Below are 17,368 nucleotides of genomic sequence, written 5' to 3' on the forward strand. Positions count from 1 at the left end.
TTGGGCAGCACGGGAGATAAGAATATTCGCAGTCATAATCAAGAGGAATTTTTCACCAAAGAGCGGATTTTTTCAGCAGTGAATTAAGGGTTGAACAGTGACATGCGCACGTTCAATTATATGGAACGAACCGGAGGATTTTCATGGACACGCTGACCCGCATCCGCGCCTTTATCGATGTTGTCGAAGCTGAGGGGTTTTCCGCCGCGGCGCGCAAGACCGGGCGCTCCAAGGCGCTTCTGTCCAAATATGTGCGGGAACTGGAAGATGATCTCGGCGCACTGCTCCTCAACCGCACCACCCGGCAGTTCTCGCTGACGGAAGCCGGTCATACCTATTACCGCACCGCTTCCGATATTCTGAAGGAGATCGATAACCTCGCCGATCTGGTGCGTGAAAAGAATGCCGATCTGAAGGGGAAGCTCAAAATTTCCGTTCCCCGCACCTTCATCGATGCCGATGTCGGCCAGAGCCTGATCGATTTTGCCAAGGAAAATCCGGAACTGTCGCTGGAAATCGTTGCGGAAGACCGATTCGTCGACCTGATCGAGGAAGGTTTCGATCTCGCGGTTCGAATCACCCGGCTGGAAGATTCGGGCCTCATTGCCCGCAAGCTTTCCGATTTCCGGGTCTATGCGGTGGCGACGGCGGATTTCGTGGCGCAACACGGGCCGCTAGACGGCCCGCAGGATTTCTCCCGCGTGCCTTTCATCATCGACACCAATACGCGTTTTCATAATACAGTGCGGTATCTGGAGCCGGATGGCGGCTCGAATTCGGTCACCATCAGCGGGCCGATCGAGGTCAACAGCCCGCAGGCGACGTTGCGCGCGGCGCGCGCCGGTCTCGGCATCGCCTTGGTGCCGGATTTCATCGCCAGACCCTACATCCAGTCCGGTGAGCTGGTGACGCTGTTCGACGATTATATTTCCAAGGACAGGGGCATTTATGCGGTCTATCCGCATCGCCGCTACCTGCCCGCCAAGGTGCGGAGCTTTGTCGATTATCTCTCGGCGTGGTTCAGGAAGAACGGGTAACCCATCAAATGAAACGCCCGCCTTGCGGCGGGCGTCGGTGTTGGCTGAAAGTCAGATCAGAACGGCGAATCCGGGAAGTAGAACTGCTCGGCATTGTCCTTGGTGATCAGGGTCGCATCGAGGATATACTCACCCGCAACCGGGACCTGATCGTAGAAATGCCCGGCCGTCAGCTGCATGGCTGTCGCCACCATTGCCGGCGGATAGAGCACGTCGACCGGCACCAGCTTGTCGCCGTCCATGACCTTCTTGATCATGTCCTTGGAACCGGCGCCCGCAACGATATACTTGATGTCGGTACGTTTCGCCTGCTGGATAGCCTCCAGCACGCCGATTGCCATGTCGTCATCCTGACACCAGACCACGTCGATCTTCTTGTACTTGGTCAGATAGTCCTGCATCACACGGAAGGCGTCGTCGCGGTTCCAGTTGCCATATTGCCGGTCGAGAACCTTGACGCTGGAACCGGCAATACCCTTGTCGAAACCATCCTGGCGCTGCTGGTCGATCGGGATCGGCAGGCCGCGAATGACCACGACTTCGGCATCCGGCGTCGTCTTCTTGATGTATTCGCCCGCCACCTGGCCAAGCGCGGGGTTGTTGCCGGCAACGTAGAGATCGCGGATCGAATTGTCGTTGACGCTCGGCGCACGGTCAACGAGCGCGACGAAGGTGCCCTTGTCCTTGATCTCCTTGATGGCGTTGACCAGCGGATCTGGATCGGATGGCAGCACGACAAGCGCGTCAAGCCCCTGCACGGCAAGATCCTGAAGCGCGTTCGCCTGATTGGCGGCATCCGGCGACGTCTTGACAATGACGTTGAGCCCCGGATGCTCCTGCATCAGCAGCTTCGCCACACGCTCGGCATGATAGACGACGCCTGCCGTCCAGCCATGGTCGGCCGCCGGAATGGACACGCCGATGGTGACCTTCTTGTCCTGTGCGTGTACTGAACCCGCAAGCACCGTGGCCAGCGCGGCAAAGGCCACGCCGATGAATTTACTACGCATAGTCTCTTTCCTCCCAAGACCGGGGCGTTCCTCCTTCAACCGCGCGTGCCCCACATCGCGCGGCGTGATACGTCACCTGCGGCTGAGCGAACGCTGCACCAGCATGGCGATGATGATGATCGCGCCCTGAATGGCGCCGATCAGATATTCGCTGACGAAGTTCGACAGGATCATGATATTGCCGACGATCTCCAGAATGAAGGCGCCGCAGATGGTACCCCAGATGCGCCCTACCCCGCCTCTCAGCGCCGTGCCGCCGACGACGACGGCGGTGATCGCCTGCAGCTCCCACAACATGCCTGTCGTGGCCGAGGTGGAGGCAAGACGCGGCACATAAAGCAGCACCGCAACGGCGACGCAGAGCCCCTGCACCACATAAGCGATGGTGCGGACCCGTGCGACCGAAATGCCGGAGTAACGCGCCACATCCTCACTGGAGCCGACGGCCGTGAGATGCCGGCCATAGCGGGTGCGATAGAGCACGAAGGCGGCTATTGCGGCGGTGACGAAGATGACGATGACAGGCACCGGCACACCAAAGATATTACCGAAATAGACCGGGCGATAAAGCGTCTGGATTTCCGGGTTGCGCAGCGTGATCGCGCCGCCCTGCGACAGCCACGTGGTCAAGCCGCGATAAATGCCCATGGTGCCGAGCGTGGCGATGAAAGGTTCGATGCGGCCGATGGTAGTGATGAGGCCGTTTGTCAGCCCGCAGGCAGCGCCGATGGCGAGCGCCAGCGCCATGGCGGTAAGCAGCATCAAAAGCGGACTGGCGATGACACCGCTATTCATGAACAGGATCATCAGGCTGGCGACAAATGCGACCATGGCGCCGACCGATAGATCAAGCCCGCCTGACGTGATGACATAGGTGGCCCCGAGCGCGATGATGGCGATGAAGGCGCTGCGGGTGACGACATTCAACAGATTGTCGATGCCGATGAAATTGGGATTGGCGATGGTGCCGAGAACCAGCAGCAGGGCCAGCGCCACGAAAGGCGCAACCGCTCGCAGGTCCCAGTCCTTCGAGGTCTTCGGCGTTTTGCCGTTATCAAATGCGGCCTCAGTCATGTTTTCCCTCAGTTTCTTTATCAGGCCATATTTCCCGCGACACGGGCGCTCAGGCAGGTTCCTGCGTATGAACGCCCGTCGCCAGCGCCACGATGTCGTTTTCAGTCATGCGCTCACCGGTCACCTCACCGACGATCCGGCCCGAACGCATCACAAGAATACGATCGCAGATGCCGATCAGCTCCGGCATTTCCGAGGAAACGACGATGATCGAGCGCCCCTCATCCGCGAGCTTGGCGATAAAGCGGTAGATTTGCTCCTTGGTGCCGATGTCGATGCCCCGTGTCGGTTCGTCGATGATGACGATGGAGGGATCGAGGAGCATCATCTTGGCAAGCAGCAGCTTCTGCTGGTTGCCGCCGGAGAGCTGGCCCGCAAGCAAATCCTTGCGGCCAGTGCGAATATCGAAGTCGCGCACCGCATCATCGAGCGCCGCCGTTTCGCGCCGCGTGTCGATCTGGAACATCCGGCTGAATTTCTTGAGCGAGGCCAGTGTCAGGTTGATCCGCAGATCCTTGCCAAGCAGCAGCCCCTTGCCCTTGCGGTCCTCGCTCAGATAAACGATGCCGGCCTTCAGGCTGTCTTCCGCCTTTGCGAAATGCACCGGCCTGCCGTGATGCCGCACGGTTCCCCGCCCGGCGCGCAGGCCGAGTATTCCTTCCATGAGTTCCGTTCTGCCGGCGCCAACGAGACCGGCAAAACCGAGAATTTCGCCCCTGCGCAGGCTGAAACCGGCATCCTGAGCATACCCCGGAACGGTAAAATGCTCCACCTGCAGAACCGGCTCGTGCTCGCCGCCGGCGGCGCGGTCCGGATAAAGCTTGGCTACGTCGCGCCCCACCATGAGCCGCGCCATATCGGCAGGCTCCAGCGCCGATGCCGGATGGGAGGCGATCAGCTTGCCGTCACGCAGAACCGTCACCCGGTCGGCAATCTCCTTCACTTCCGGCAGACGATGCGAAATGTAAAGCACGGCCACGCCCTTTGCCCGGATGTCCCTGATGACATTCAGCAGTGCATCCGTTTCGATGGGCGTAAGGCTCGCCGTCGGCTCATCGAAAATGACCACGCGATGCGGCACGAGCAGAACGCGGGCGATCTGCACCAGCTGCCGCTGGGCAATCGACAGGCTGCCGACAATGGCGTCCGGATCGATCGTACCGCCAAGATCGGCGATCGCCTTGCGGGCGCCGGCGCGCATGGCGCGGTCGTCCACCATGGCGCCCCTGCGTACTTCGCGGCCGAGATAAATGTTCTGCGCCACCGTCAAATCGGGCGCCAGCAATATTTCCTGATGCACGAGAACAATGCCGCGATGTTCAGCATCCACGGGGCCGCTCAGCGCCACGGCTTCGCCATCGATGCGGATTTCCCCGCCCGACGGCTTTTCATTGCCGGCCAGAAGCTTCATCAGCGTCGACTTGCCGGCACCGTTCTCGCCTATGATCGCGTGGACCTCACCGGCACGCACCGCGATCTCGATATCCTTCAGAACCTGTACCGGCCCGAAAGACTTCGACAGCCCAACCGTCCGGATAAGGGCATGGTCTGGAGATTCGTCAGCAAAAGCCATGTGCCGTCACCGGTGTCCCGCAGGAACGGACGGCGCTTGCCCCTTAATTTTCTTTGAAATGACCATCTACGAACTCCTCCCAAAGCTCGAAGAAGAAGCTAGCGTCCGTTTTGAGGTACGTAAAGCAATTTTCGCTGGTGTTTTAGAATACACTCAAATTTGACCGTATGAACCGCAAGCCAGAAGGTCGTGAAAGTCCTGTCAGGATGCGGAGGAGCGCTGGAAACCCTTCATCAGACGGTGCACGGCTTCGGCGCCCTCCTTGGCCAGATCGAAACGCTTGCCGAACAGCAGCCAGTCGGAGCACATGCCTTTCAGCAGCCAGTAGAGCGCGTCGAGCGCAGAGTCCGCCGTCCAGTTGTCGTTGAATGCACCTTCCGCCTGCGCCCGCGCGAAAGCGCCCTCGAGCCGATCCTTGTGATACCGGTCTAGTTCCTCCTGCGCGTGCAGCACCGGGGCGAACTCATCCGAGTAATTGGTGCGCAGGCTGATGGTCATGATGCGCTGGCGTTGCTCATCTTTTGAAAGAAGCGTCAGCCACTTGCAGGCCGCTTCCTCGATCTTGGCCAGCAGAGCCAGCCCCTTGAGGTCGGGGTCGCCGAAATCGAGCAGATCCGATTCCGGCAGGGACACCGATTGATAGAGGCCGATAAAGAGATCGCTCTTGCTGGAAAAATGCCAGTAGATCGCTCCGCGCGTGACGCCGGCGGCAGCCGCCACCTCATCGAGAGAGCTGTTGGCAACACCCTTTTTGAAGAACACCCGCTCGGCAGCGGCAAGGATCGCCTGACGCGTCTCTTCTGCCTCGGCCTTGGTTCGGCGCATGCTCATGTCTCCTTCCAATCGCGGCACGGCGCTTTCGCACCGTGCCTTCTTTGCAGTGCCGGGCTGTCAATCAGATGAACGCATTCACATGACTTTTGGCCCGGCCTTCACACACGTTTTATTCCGCCGGCGATACGGCGTCAGCAGCAATCTCTTTCTCCTTCTTCCGATCCCCGAAAATCTTCATGACAAAGACGAAGAAGACGGGGACGAAGAAGATCGCGAGGATCGTCGCCGAGATCATGCCACCCAGAACGCCGGTGCCGATGGCATTCTGGCTCGCCGCACTCGCACCGGAGGCGATCGCCATTGGCAGCACGCCGAGCGAGAAGGCAAGCGACGTCATCAGGATCGGCCGGAAGCGCAAGTGCGCCGCCTCCACCGTCGCATCATAGGTGGATTTTCCTTCCGCCCGCAAATCCTTCGCGAATTCGATGATCAGGATCGCGTTCTTTGCGGACAGGCCGATGATGGCGACGAGGCCCACCAGGAAGTAGACGTCGTTCGGCATGCCGCGCAGCATGACAGCCGCCACCGAGCCGATGACGCCAAGCGGCACCACCAGCATGACGGAGAGCGGAATGGACCAGCTTTCGTAAAGCGCTGCCAGCAGAAGAAAGACGAAGAGAACGCTGAGCCCAATCAACGCCGGCGCCTGCGAACCGGACTGGATTTCCTGCAGCGACTGCCCGGTCCATTCGAAACCGAAACCAGCAGGCAATTCGCTCGCCAGACGCTCCATTTCGGCAATGGCGTCACCGGAAGAATAGCCCGGTGCGGACTGGCCGCCGATACGCACAGCCGGATAGCCGTTATAACCGACCACCTGCGAGGGACCGCGCACCCATTCCACCGTGGCAAACGAGCTCACCGGCACCATGCCGCCATTGGCATTACGGACGTTGAGGTTCAGGAGATCCTCCGTCTTCATGCGCTGGCCCTGCTCCGCCTGCACCGTCACGCGCTGCATGCGGCCGGCATTGGGGAAGTCGTTGACGTAGGACGAGCCCATATTGGCCGAGATGGTGGCGTTGATATCGCTGAAGGTGACGCCGAACGTATTGGCCTTCTCACGGTCGATAATGAGATTGACCTGCGCCGCATCCGGCATGCCTTCAATGCGAAGGCCGGCAAGGATGGGGCTCTGACGGGCAGCGGCCATCAGTTGCGCACCGGCGGCGCTGAGAGCTGGCTGTCCCGCGCCCGCGCGATCCTGCAGGCGGAAGGTGAAGCCGCTGGAATTGCCGAGGCCCTGGATTGGCGGCGGCGACAGCGCAAACGACATGGCGTCCGGAAGACCCCACAGCTTGGCATTGACGCGCGCCGATATGGCGGCGGCGGAATCACTCGGTCCGCGTTCGCTCCAGTCCTTCAAGGTGGCGAAGGCCAGACCGGCATTCTGGCCGGAGCCGGAGAAGGAGAAACCCGAAACCGCAATCACACGATCCACCGCCGGCTCTTCCATGAAGATCTTTTCGATCTGCTGGATGGATTGCAGCGTACGATCACTGCTGGCTTCCGCCGGTGCCTGAATGTCAACAATCAGGTAGCCCTGATCTTCGTTCGGAAGGAACGAGCTCGGCAGTTGCATATACGCCCAGCCGAGGCCGACCAGCAACGCCGCATAGATGACCATGAAGCGTCCGGAACGCTTGATGATGCTGCCGACGGACGAGGAATATTTGTGCGAGGCCTTGTCGAAGCCGCGGTTGAACCAGCCGAAGAAGCCTTTCTTCTCATGGTGCCCGGCCTTGATGGGCTTCAGGAACGACGCGCAGAGCGCCGGCGTGAGCGACAGGGCGAGGAAGCCGGAGAACAGGATCGACACCACCATGGTCAGGCTGAACTGCTGGTAGATGATGCCGACGGCGCCCGGGAAGAAGGCCATGGGCACGAACACGGCTGTCAGCACCAGCGTGATGCCGATGATCGCGCCGGAAATCTGGCCCATCGCCTTGCGGGTGGCCTCCTTGGGCGACAGATGCTCTTCCGCCATGATGCGCTCGACATTCTCAACGACGACAATCGCGTCATCCACCAGAATGCCGATGGCGAGAACCATGGCGAACATGGTCAGAACGTTGATAGAGAAACCCGAGACATACATGATGGCGCAGGTGCCGAGCAGCGCCACGGGCACCACCAGTGTCGGAATGATCGTGTAGCGGATATTCTGCAGGAAAACGAACATCACCACGAAGACGAGGATGATGGCCTCGAGCAGCGTGTGAATGACCTTCTCGATCGAAATCTTGACGAAGGGGCTGGTGTCATAGGGAATTTCGTATTCCAGACCCGGCGGGAAATACCGCGACAGCTCCTCCATCGTGGCGCGAACGCCCTCGGAGGTCTGCAGCGCATTGCCGGTGGGCGAAAGCTGTACGCCGATAGCAGCGCTCGGCTTGCCGTTCAGGCGGCTCGAGAAGTTATAGCTTTCGCCGCCCACTTCCACGCGCGCGACGTCGCGCAGCCGGACGGATGAGCCGTCCGGATTAGCGCGCAGCACGATGGAACCGAATTCTTCCGGCGAGGTGAGCTGACCCTGCACGTTGACGGTTGCGGAAATCTGCTGGCCGATGGGATTTGGCGATGCACCGATGCGGCCGGCGGCAACCTGCGAGTTCTGTGCCTGGATGGCGCTGATGACGTCGTTCGATGTCAGGCTGAGGCCCAGCATCTTGTCCGGGTCCATCCAGATGCGCATGGAGCGCTGGGTAGCGAACAATTGCGCGCTGCCGACGCCGGGAACGCGGCGCAACTCCCCCAGAACGTTGCGGCTGAGATAATCACCTAGACCGATGGCATCCGTGTTGCCGTCGACGGAGGTGAGCGCCACCATCATCAGGAACGACGTGCCCGCCTGCTCGACACGCAGGCCCTGCTGCGTGACTGCCTGCGGAAGGCGGGGTTCAACGCGCGCAATGCGGTTTTGAACCTCCACCTGGGCTTCACCGATGTTGGAGCCCGGCGCAAAGGTGACGTTGATGGAAATGCGACCTGAGGATTCCGACGTCGATTCGAAGTAGATCAGCCCGGGAACACCGTTCAGCTCTTCTTCGATGGGACGCGTGACGCTCTGGTAAATATCCTCCGGCGACGCGCCAGGATAGGTGGTCGAGACGGAGATCTGCGGCGGGGCGACATTCGGATATTGCGCAATCGGCAGCATGGGAATGGCAAGCAGGCCCGCGAGCATGATGAAGATGGCGACGACCCAGGCAAAAATGGGCCGATCGATGAAAAAACGTGCCATGAAATCGGTCCTTATTGCTTCGCAGCGGGAGCCGCGCTCTCACTGCCGGCGGCAGTGGCGACATCGGCCTCATCAGACCACGGTTCCGGCTTCACCTTCGCGCCCGGAGCGGTCTTCTGGAAACCTTCGGCCACGACGCGGTCGCCATCCTTCAGGCCCTCGGAAATCACCCAGCGATCGCCGACGGAGCGGCCGACGCTGACGCGACGCTGCTCGACCGTGTCTTCGGCGTTAACGACAAGCACGCTGGCCTGACCGCCGGCATCGCGCTGAACCGCCTGCTGCGGCACGGCGAAGGCCGCTTTCTGGATACCCTGCTGAATCTGCACGCGGACATACATGCCCGGCAGCAGATCGCCGTTCGGGTTCGGGAATTCACCGCGCAGCGTCACCTGACCAGTTGTTTCATCCACCGCGGCTTCAGAAAACAGCAGGCGGCCCGGAACGGGGTAGCGGCTGCCGTCATCGAACAGCAGGTTGACTTCGGCTTCGTTCGGGCCGGTCATCAGCTTGCCATCCTGCAGGGCCTTGCGCAGCCGGATGAGATCGGCGGCCGGCTGGGTGAAGTCGGCATAGATCGGATCAAGCTGCTGGATCGTCGCCAGATTTTCCGAGCCGGTGGCGCTGACGAGTGCGCCTTCGGTAATACGTGCGCGACCAATCCGGCCGCCGATCGGGGCTTTGACATCGGCATATTGCAGATTGAGCTTCGCTTCCGCGACGCCGGCTTCGGCCACGGCTACCTCGGCATCGGCCTGCGCCAGCTGGGCGATGGCATTGTCGAATTCCTGCTGGGAACCAACATTGGACCGGCGCAGCTGCTGCTGCCTGTCGGCGGTCTGCCGCGCCTGAAGCTGCGCGGCCTGCGCCCGGCGCAACGTGCCTTCGGCGCTGTCGACACGCACCTGAAACGGCGCGGGATCGATCCGATAGAGAACATCGCCTTCCTGCACCAGCGAGCCCTGTTCGAACACCCGCTCCACGATGATGCCGGAGACACGCGGACGCACTTCGGCAAGCCGCGTCGGCGCAATGCGTCCGGGCAATTCGTTGGTAATGGGAAGCTCTTCCTGCTTCACCGTCACGATCTTCACGGCACCGGGCGGCGGCGCGCCGGGCGCTGAGGCCTGCTCATCGCTACATCCGACCAAAACGATGCCCGTCAACAACACCGCCGCGATCTGCCTCAATCTCTTCGCCATACTGCGCTCCGAATCCATAAAAAAGGTCACATTTACATACATACTAAGACGTATGTAAAATTTGGCAATGAAATTGTTGCAGTGCAAAAGCCGTCTCACGCGCTTGTGAAGGCGTGAGACGGCTTGGAAACGGGAATGGCTATTGCAGAAATGGGGAAGGAGGACCGCCCTTGCGGGAAGCGCCTGTGGCGGCAGTGAACCTGCGCGTGGCCATATCGCCAGAGCATCAAACGGAAATGGCGCAAACGGGACGGCAATGTGCCGTTTCCCGCCCGCTTAGAACAGACGCTTCAGCGAGGTGGCTTCCGGCGGACCGTCCTTCGTCGTGTCGCTATTATCGGCGGATCTGTTGCGCAGGGCCGCATAATAGGCGTTCTTCTGCTCGTACATATTCATATCGGCGCGGCGCACCAGCGATTCCATCGTCTCGCCGGCCTCGCTGGTCGCCACACCCAGCGACAGGCTGAGCGGCGCGCTGGAATAGAACTGGTTGTTGATCTTCAGCAACTCATAAACGGTTTCGACCATGGCGGCGGCAACCTGCTTGTCGGCGCCGGGAAGAAGGATGGCGAATTCGTCACCGCCGATGCGCGCGGCATGGTTCGGCGCGGTCACGACGCCGTTCAGCACCTCTCCCATGCGCCGCAACAAAGCGTCACCGGCATCGTGCCCCAGCTTGTCATTGGCGTCCTTCAGGCCATTGAGATCGATAACGATCGCAGAAACCGGCCTGAGCGCGCTGCGCTCCAGCCTGTTCAACTCATCCGAATAGAAGGCGCGGTTGTGCAGCTTGGTCAGCACATCGTGCTTGCCGAGATATTCGAGATAGGCTTCAGCCTTCTTGCGCGCGGTAATGTCCGTCAGCGCCACCTGCACCAGCGACCAGTCGTGCTCATGGCCCGGGAAAACGGAAAAATGCAGGAGAACGTGCCGCTCCGAACCGTCAAGCGCATAATTCACCACCTCGCGATGGTGGTTGAGATTGCCGTTCCAAAGCTCCATCAGCTGTTCGCGGAACGGCTTTTCCATCTCGCCGCGGAAAATATCGCCAAGCCGCTGCAACAGAACCTGCCGGTCCGGCGCGCAGAACAGGTCGAGCGTCGCGCGGTTGACGTCGATGACGCGAATTTCGCTCATGCATTGCCGCACGAATTCGGGATGAACATCCATGAACACGCGGAAATCGATGATGCCGCGCTCCCTGACCTCCTCGATCAATCGCCGCACCCGGCTGAAATCTTCCACCCACAGGGAAACGGGCGAATGTTTGAACATGCCTTCGGCGTAACGGCGGTTGAGACGCTCCTTGCGGCGGGCCTCCTCCCGCTCCGTCACATCCTCGGTGGTCAAAAGCAGCCGCCCGAGTGTTTCTTCGTGGCCGGGGATGACCGCACCGCGCAACTGAATATCCAGCCGCTTGCCGCCGATTGAATAATTGACCGCGTTGCTGGTGAATTCCGTCTTGCCCGCCCAGAGTTCGGAAAGCTCGTTCACATGGCTTTCCAGCATGTCGTCACGAAAAATCCGGTGCAGATTGTCAACCAGATGCGCCTGATCACGCGCCTCGAACAGCTCCAGCGTCCTAACGTTGACCTTGATCACACGGATTTTCTGGGAGCAGGCCGCAACCCTTGATAAATCTTCGAGAAGAAACGTCCTGATATCCTCGACGCCCTGCGACCGCCAGATATCGAACTGGCTTTTCACGTCGCTGAAATCTTCTATCCACATCGCCACGGGCGCGAGGTTGAAGATGTTGGTATCGATCGTCTCACTCATGCGGGCATTCTTCTTGAGGTAAATGCGGATGAAGGCCGAAAGGGTGCGGGGCGGCAATGGCCGCCCGCATCACCGGATTTATTAGAGATATTCGATTTAACGCAAGCATTTATCGCGCAAACCTTCGGATTGCGCGATAATTCCCGGGTTCTGTGACTATGATGCCCCTTACCAGAGCTTCACGTGCCGGTTCACATCCTTGTAGAGCAGGTAACGAAAGCGGCCCGGTCCACCCGCATAACAGGCCTGCGGGCAATAGGCGCGCAGCCACATGAAGTCACCCGCCTGCACTTCCACCCAATCCTCGTTCAGCCGGTAGACGGCCTTGCCTTCCAGCACATAAAGGCCATGTTCCATCACATGGGTTTCCATGAAGGGAATGGTCGCGCCCGGCTCGAAGGTGACGATGTTGAGGTGCATGTCGTAACGCACATCCTCCGGATCGATGAAGCGGGTCGTTGCCCATTTGCCGTCCGTGTCGGGCATGGGCGACAGGGTGTTCTCATCTTCGTGAGTGAAGATCGCCGGCGGCGGCTCCAGCCCGTCAACCGCCTGAAACGCCTTGCGGACCCAGTGGAACTTGACGGGCACCTTGCCCGAATTGCGAAGCTGCCAGCGGGAGCCGGCAGGCAGGAAGGCAAAGGAACCCTCTCGCAGGCCATGCTGCACACCTTCGAACTCCACGGTCATTTCGCCGTCAACGACGAAGATCGCCGCCTCGGCCCGTGCGTCCGGTTCCGGCCGGTCGCTGCCGCCGCCGGGCTGCACCTCAACGATATATTGCGCAAAAGTTTCGGAAAAACCCGTCATCGGCCGGGCGATGATCCAGGCCCGGGTGCCGGTCCAGTGCGGCAGCACACTTGTCACGATATCGGACATGACGGTTTTGGGGATGACCGCATAAGCGGTCTTGAACACCGCCTTGCTCGACAGAAGTTCCGTCTGTCCCGGCAGACCGCCCATATCCGAATAATATCTCTTCATTTCAGCCATTCCATCCAGCAACGCATTCGGCGCGGATTCTTAGGCCCGCGACGAGGTTTAAGCAAATAGTTATTGGCAAGCAGAGACTGGCCGAAGGATGTCACGCCTTCTTACGCATCGTTGCGTAAACGATATTGTGGTTCTCCCCGAAGAACACCTCCGCCTCGATGCTGGAAGGATCAGCGCTGGCATTGACGATCCGCCACATATCCGCCTTGGAGCGCAACAGCAGCGCCCAGTTCATGAAGGTCTCCATGTAACCGTCGACGACAATGTCTTCCGAGAAATTGGCGAAGAGGAACATGCCGCCGGGTTTCAGCATCTCCATGCAGCGCCGCGTGAGCTTGATCGCCACACGGTCGTTCAGATAATCGTAAAGACCGGCCGCATAGATCAGATCGAAGGTGCCGAGTTCCTGCGTGCGCAGCACGATATCGCGCACGGAACCGTCGATCGCCTCGATGCAGCTGCCGTTAAAATCCCGGGCGACGGAACCGACGCTCAAGGGATCCTGATCGAGCGCCACCCAGCGCTTGATCCCGCCCTCTTTCAACGCCATGGACGCATCCGCCTCGCGCAGATGGCCGGACGCGATGGTGAGGATTTCCGTCTCATTGCCGTGCCGGGCTGCGGCCTCGTCAACGAAGCGTGTCAGCAAATCGCGCCGCTCGCGCACGGCGACCGAGGAACTGGCATCCTTCGTATAATCGTAAAGGGCGGCACCTAGCGGCGTAGCCTTCTTCACCAGTTCGGCAACACTGTCGTGACCATAAATGAAATCGAGCAGCTGCGCATCGCCCGAATAACCCCGCGGCTTTTCGAAAGACCACCGCGTGAACGGGTCCTCCAGAAAATGGCTCGAAACGGGGTGATTCTGTACCAGCGGAATCAGTTCAGCCCACACGCTGGAGTGGAGATTTTCCCGCAGGCCATGAAGTGCGCCCGCCGTTCTATGTATTATCTCACGTGCCGAAACACGATTGTCGAATTGCTGTTGTGCCAATTCGAGAATGAGCGCCACCTCTGCTTTCGCAACTGCGAACTGCTCATCGAATGTTTCCGTCCTGCGTGCAAAAATCTCTTTTGCGACAGTATCCGGGGTAATCAGACTTGCCCCGTCACGATTTTTCTTCTTTACCCGCACCACTTCAGCCTCCAGTATTAACACATTGTTAACTATACGTTTCTGGGAGACGGAAGGCCACTCGCTTTCGATTTTTGTGCGGTGTAGGGATACATTAGTAGATTAGCGTATTTTTTTGGTCACACTCGTGAGTACGGGAGAAAGCAGATACGCGATTTAGTGAAACTTAATGTTGCGAACGTATGATGCGTTCTTCCTTTCCATGTTCTCGGCCCACATCGGCGGAGATCGACGGGAACCCGCACTGGGTGCGACAGCACACGGAAAAGTGGAATAAGCAGTTACTTAATAAAGTATACGCAACACTATGGGAAAGTGCATGAAGCACACATTGGGAGAGGTGAGTGGACAGCAAGACTATCGGCGGCCGGACTCCCGGTTTTCTGATGAACTTCTTGCCCTTTACCAGCAGGAAGGTGAGCGCAGCCGCCGTGGTTCAATCCGACGGGGCCTGTGGACCGCTGTTTTCATCTATCTGCTGTTTGCCGCAACCGACATCATTCTGATACCCGATGTCGCATCTTACACCATTCTCGCACGCTTTGCCGTCGTCATCTCATCGCTGCTGACGCTGGAAATTCAGCTGCGCAATGGCGCCAGCACTGCGGCGCTTGATCTTACCTGCGCTACCGCTCTCGTCATGGGCTATATCGGCTGGCTGCTGCCTTCGCTACTGACCGACAATACCGAAAACATGTCCTACTACATGGTTTTCGGGGCGATCTTCATGATGGGCGCCAATCTGTTTTTCACCTTCCGCTTCCACCTGTCGCTGGTGTCTTCAGGCATTATTCTCGTTACCTATTTTCTGGCGGCGACGCAGTTTCCCGAAGATAGCTTCTACAAGTTCGCCTTCGGCACCTTCTACATATCCTGCTTCGTCTTCACCTCTTACGTGAACTGGAACCTGAACCGGGAACGCTACCACGTCTTTGTGAACGGGCTGGAGGCAAAAGCCCAACAGAAGGCCGCGGACGAACGTGGCCAGGCGCTGCTGCGCCTTTCCAATACCGACTCACTGACCGGCCTGCAGAACCGCCGCGCCATTGATCATCATCTGCGCCTTCTGTGGGACAATTGGATCAGGAAGGAAGAGGGCTTTGCCGTTTTTCTGATCGACGTCGACTTCTTCAAGAAATACAACGACCGTTACGGCCATCAGGAAGGCGACAAATGCCTGATGACTGTTGGCACCGCCCTGCAGGATGCCATCACCGAACACGGCGCCTCAATCGGCCGCTATGGCGGTGAGGAATTCATCGTGCTGGCGCCGTTCAAGTCCAAGCAGCAGGTTGGCGAACTTGCCGAGACGATCCGCCACACCGTTGAAAACCTGTCGCTCGCCCATGACCAGCGCCGGGACGGTACCTTCATCGTCACTGTCAGCATCGGTGCGTCCTTCACCCGCCCCAATCCGGACGGCAAGCTGGAAAAGATCATCAATGAAGCCGACCGCGCGCTCTATATTGCCAAGGGCAACGGTCGCAACTGCATGAAGCTGTTCGATCCCGATGATCCGCAGACCAGCGACGAGACGGAAAACATTGCCGCCCTGCTGAAAATCGCCATCGCGGAAAATCTCGTTTCCCTCGTCTACCAGCCGATTCTCAACATCTCGACCAACGAGACCGCGGGGGTCGAAGCGCTGATGCGGCTTCGCCTGCTGGACGGGAACCCTGTTGCACCCGGTATTTTCATTCCGATTGCCGAGCGCACCGGCACGATCATGGAACTGGGCCTGTGGACCATCAAGACCGTCTGCAAACAGATACTGGCCGATGACAAGGTGGCTGTCGTCAGCGTCAACGTCTCGCCGATGCAATTGAAAAATCCGGGTTTTGCCACCTCGGTCGCGGCCATTCTCGTGGAGGCAGGCATTGCCGGCAACAGGCTCGCCTTCGAAATCACCGAAGGCGTCGACATGGAAATGCATTCGGATGTGCTGCGGTGTCTGAACGACCTGAAGACGCTCGGCATCAATATCTGGCTGGATGATTTCGGAACGGGTTTTGCCGGCCTTTCGTGGCTGCGCATGACGGATTTCGATACCGTCAAGATCGACCGCTCCTTCCTGCATGACAGCAAGACCCCGCGTGGCCGGGCAATGCTGCAGGACATGATCCGCCTCATCCGCAACCGCGGCCACAGAATCCTGATCGAAGGCGTGGAGACCGAGGAACAGCTAAGGCTGGTGCGGCAGATGGAGATCGATTACGCGCAGGGTTACTATATCGGTCGCCCCGTCGTCGCCGAAAGGCTGGGCCCGGCCGCCACCGCCTATCCGCACCCGAACATGCTGCTGCGCCCCGCCTGACTCTGGGCTGAAGGCGGAAAGCCGCAGGCAGATTTAATGATAGGCGAGCGGGCTAACCGAGAATCTTGCCGCGAGCTCCGAGAACGCCTCCCGCGTGACGGGATCGACAGGAGCCCCTTCCCTCTCCCGTTTTGCGGCCACCGCCCACTCCCGGTCACCCGGCGCCATGACCTTGCAGTCTTCCCGCGCCGGTGATTCCCGCAGGACCTCGAGATAACGTTTCATGCCCTCATCGAAGACTTCCCGCTCCAGGAAGGCTTCCGGCTTCAGCGCCAGAACGAAGGCCCCAAGCCCGCGCGGCGTGGCAAAATCCGGCCCGCCCATGGGAGCGATATCAAAGCTGAGTTTCATGCCTGTCAGCACAGCGCTGAAAATCTCCACCATTCCCGCAAGTGCCGCACCCTTGAACCCGAACTCGCCGCCGACCGGGGCAAGCATTTCAACGGCATGCGGATCGCGCGTATCGACGCCGTCTCCATCAGAGGCAACGCCTTGCGGCAGCTGCTGGCCGAGGCTCCGGTAAAGCAGAACGCGATTATAGGGCACCGCGCTGGTGGCCATGTCCAGCAGCCAGGGCATGTCATCGGCTGCCGGCACGCCTACGGCGATAGGGTTGGTGCCGTGGAAGCGCATGGCGCCATCATGCAGGCGCACGAAACTGTCCGAATTGCAGAAGGCGAGGCCGATATAACCCCGCCGCGCCGCTTCCAGCGCATAAGCACCGGCCGGACCGAAATGTGAGGAATTCCTGATCGCCACCGCGCCGATGCCGAATTTTTCCGCAAGCGCCATGGCGCTGTCCATGGCCGCATAGGTGGCGCGGGCGCCATGGGCGTGGTCGGCGTCGATCGTTTCCACTGCGCCGAAGCCGGAAACACGGGCGATCTGCGGCCGCCGATTGAGACGCCCGCCTTCAAGCGCGGTGATATAATGGGCAAGCAGGCGAACACCATGGCTGTCCACACCGAGCCTCGTGCCATGCATCATGGCGCGCGTCGCCGCATCGGCCGTTTCGTCGTCGGTGCCAGCGGCAAGGAAAACGGCGCGGCAAAACCGCTCCAGCTCATCCAGCCTCGCCAGGACGGTGGCTTTTTCATTGCTGTGCGCCATGAGGGAATCCTCCCAATTCCAGAATCCATGCCGCACAAGCTATTCACGGGGCGCGTTTTTGCA

At 59.7% G+C, this 17,368-nt stretch carries 12 protein-coding genes; 2 read left to right on the forward strand and 10 right to left on the reverse strand.

What is annotated here, in order from left to right:
- The first annotated feature begins 143 nt into the window (after positions 1-143).
- Positions 144-1,037 (forward strand): LysR family transcriptional regulator, encoded by an 894-nt coding sequence (locus tag MRBLRC7O_RS15285; RefSeq protein WP_003506591.1) that lies wholly within the window; start codon positions 144-146, stop codon positions 1,035-1,037.
- A 56-nt stretch (positions 1,038-1,093) separates the two neighbouring features.
- Here the strand turns inward: MRBLRC7O_RS15285 and MRBLRC7O_RS15290 are convergent, their stop codons facing one another.
- The 9 genes from MRBLRC7O_RS15290 to MRBLRC7O_RS15330 all read right to left on the reverse strand — a co-directional run bounded on the left by MRBLRC7O_RS15290 (position 1,094) and on the right by MRBLRC7O_RS15330 (position 13,884).
- Entirely contained in the window at positions 1,094-2,047 is a 954-nt protein-coding gene (locus MRBLRC7O_RS15290; RefSeq protein WP_020810942.1) for a substrate-binding domain-containing protein, read from the reverse strand.
- A gap of 72 nt (positions 2,048-2,119) precedes the next feature.
- A complete protein-coding gene (locus MRBLRC7O_RS15295; RefSeq protein WP_020810941.1) occupies positions 2,120-3,121 on the reverse strand; it encodes an ABC transporter permease in 1,002 nt (333 codons plus the stop codon).
- Between the two features lie 49 nt (positions 3,122-3,170).
- Positions 3,171-4,694, reverse strand: coding sequence for a sugar ABC transporter ATP-binding protein (locus MRBLRC7O_RS15300; protein ID WP_020810940.1), 1,524 nt, complete (start codon positions 4,692-4,694; stop codon positions 3,171-3,173).
- A gap of 201 nt (positions 4,695-4,895) precedes the next feature.
- Positions 4,896-5,519, reverse strand: coding sequence for a TetR family transcriptional regulator (locus MRBLRC7O_RS15305; protein WP_031234023.1), 624 nt, complete (start codon positions 5,517-5,519; stop codon positions 4,896-4,898).
- Positions 5,520-5,637: 118 nt separating this feature from the next.
- Positions 5,638-8,772, reverse strand: a complete 3,135-nt coding sequence (locus tag MRBLRC7O_RS15310; protein ID WP_060726852.1) for a multidrug efflux RND transporter permease subunit — start codon at positions 8,770-8,772, stop codon at positions 5,638-5,640.
- 11 nt (positions 8,773-8,783) lie between these two features.
- Positions 8,784-9,974 (reverse strand): efflux RND transporter periplasmic adaptor subunit, encoded by a 1,191-nt coding sequence (locus MRBLRC7O_RS15315; protein WP_003506580.1) that lies wholly within the window; start codon positions 9,972-9,974, stop codon positions 8,784-8,786.
- A gap of 276 nt (positions 9,975-10,250) precedes the next feature.
- Positions 10,251-11,753 (reverse strand): sensor domain-containing diguanylate cyclase, encoded by a 1,503-nt coding sequence (locus MRBLRC7O_RS15320; RefSeq protein WP_031234091.1) that lies wholly within the window; start codon positions 11,751-11,753, stop codon positions 10,251-10,253.
- Between the two features lie 168 nt (positions 11,754-11,921).
- Positions 11,922-12,746 carry a bifunctional allantoicase/(S)-ureidoglycine aminohydrolase gene (locus MRBLRC7O_RS15325; protein WP_020811346.1) on the reverse strand — a complete coding sequence of 275 codons (825 nt, stop codon included), beginning with the start codon at positions 12,744-12,746 and terminating at the stop codon, positions 11,922-11,924.
- Positions 12,747-12,837: 91 nt separating this feature from the next.
- Complete coding sequence (locus MRBLRC7O_RS15330) at positions 12,838-13,884, reverse strand: class I SAM-dependent methyltransferase (protein ID WP_020811345.1); 1,047 nt, start codon at positions 13,882-13,884, stop codon at positions 12,838-12,840.
- 316 nt (positions 13,885-14,200) lie between these two features.
- Here MRBLRC7O_RS15330 and MRBLRC7O_RS15335 point away from each other — a divergent pair, with 316 nt between their 5' ends.
- A complete protein-coding gene (locus tag MRBLRC7O_RS15335; protein ID WP_060726853.1) occupies positions 14,201-16,195 on the forward strand; it encodes a putative bifunctional diguanylate cyclase/phosphodiesterase in 1,995 nt (664 codons plus the stop codon).
- A gap of 33 nt (positions 16,196-16,228) precedes the next feature.
- On the opposite strand, the gene MRBLRC7O_RS15340 is transcribed toward MRBLRC7O_RS15335, so the two are convergent.
- Positions 16,229-17,305 (reverse strand): Ldh family oxidoreductase, encoded by a 1,077-nt coding sequence (locus MRBLRC7O_RS15340; protein WP_060726854.1) that lies wholly within the window; start codon positions 17,303-17,305, stop codon positions 16,229-16,231.
- Positions 17,306-17,368 lie beyond the last annotated feature (63 nt).

It is taken from the genome of Agrobacterium radiobacter (assembly GCF_040801995.1).
Classification (GTDB): domain Bacteria; phylum Pseudomonadota; class Alphaproteobacteria; order Rhizobiales; family Rhizobiaceae; genus Agrobacterium; species Agrobacterium radiobacter.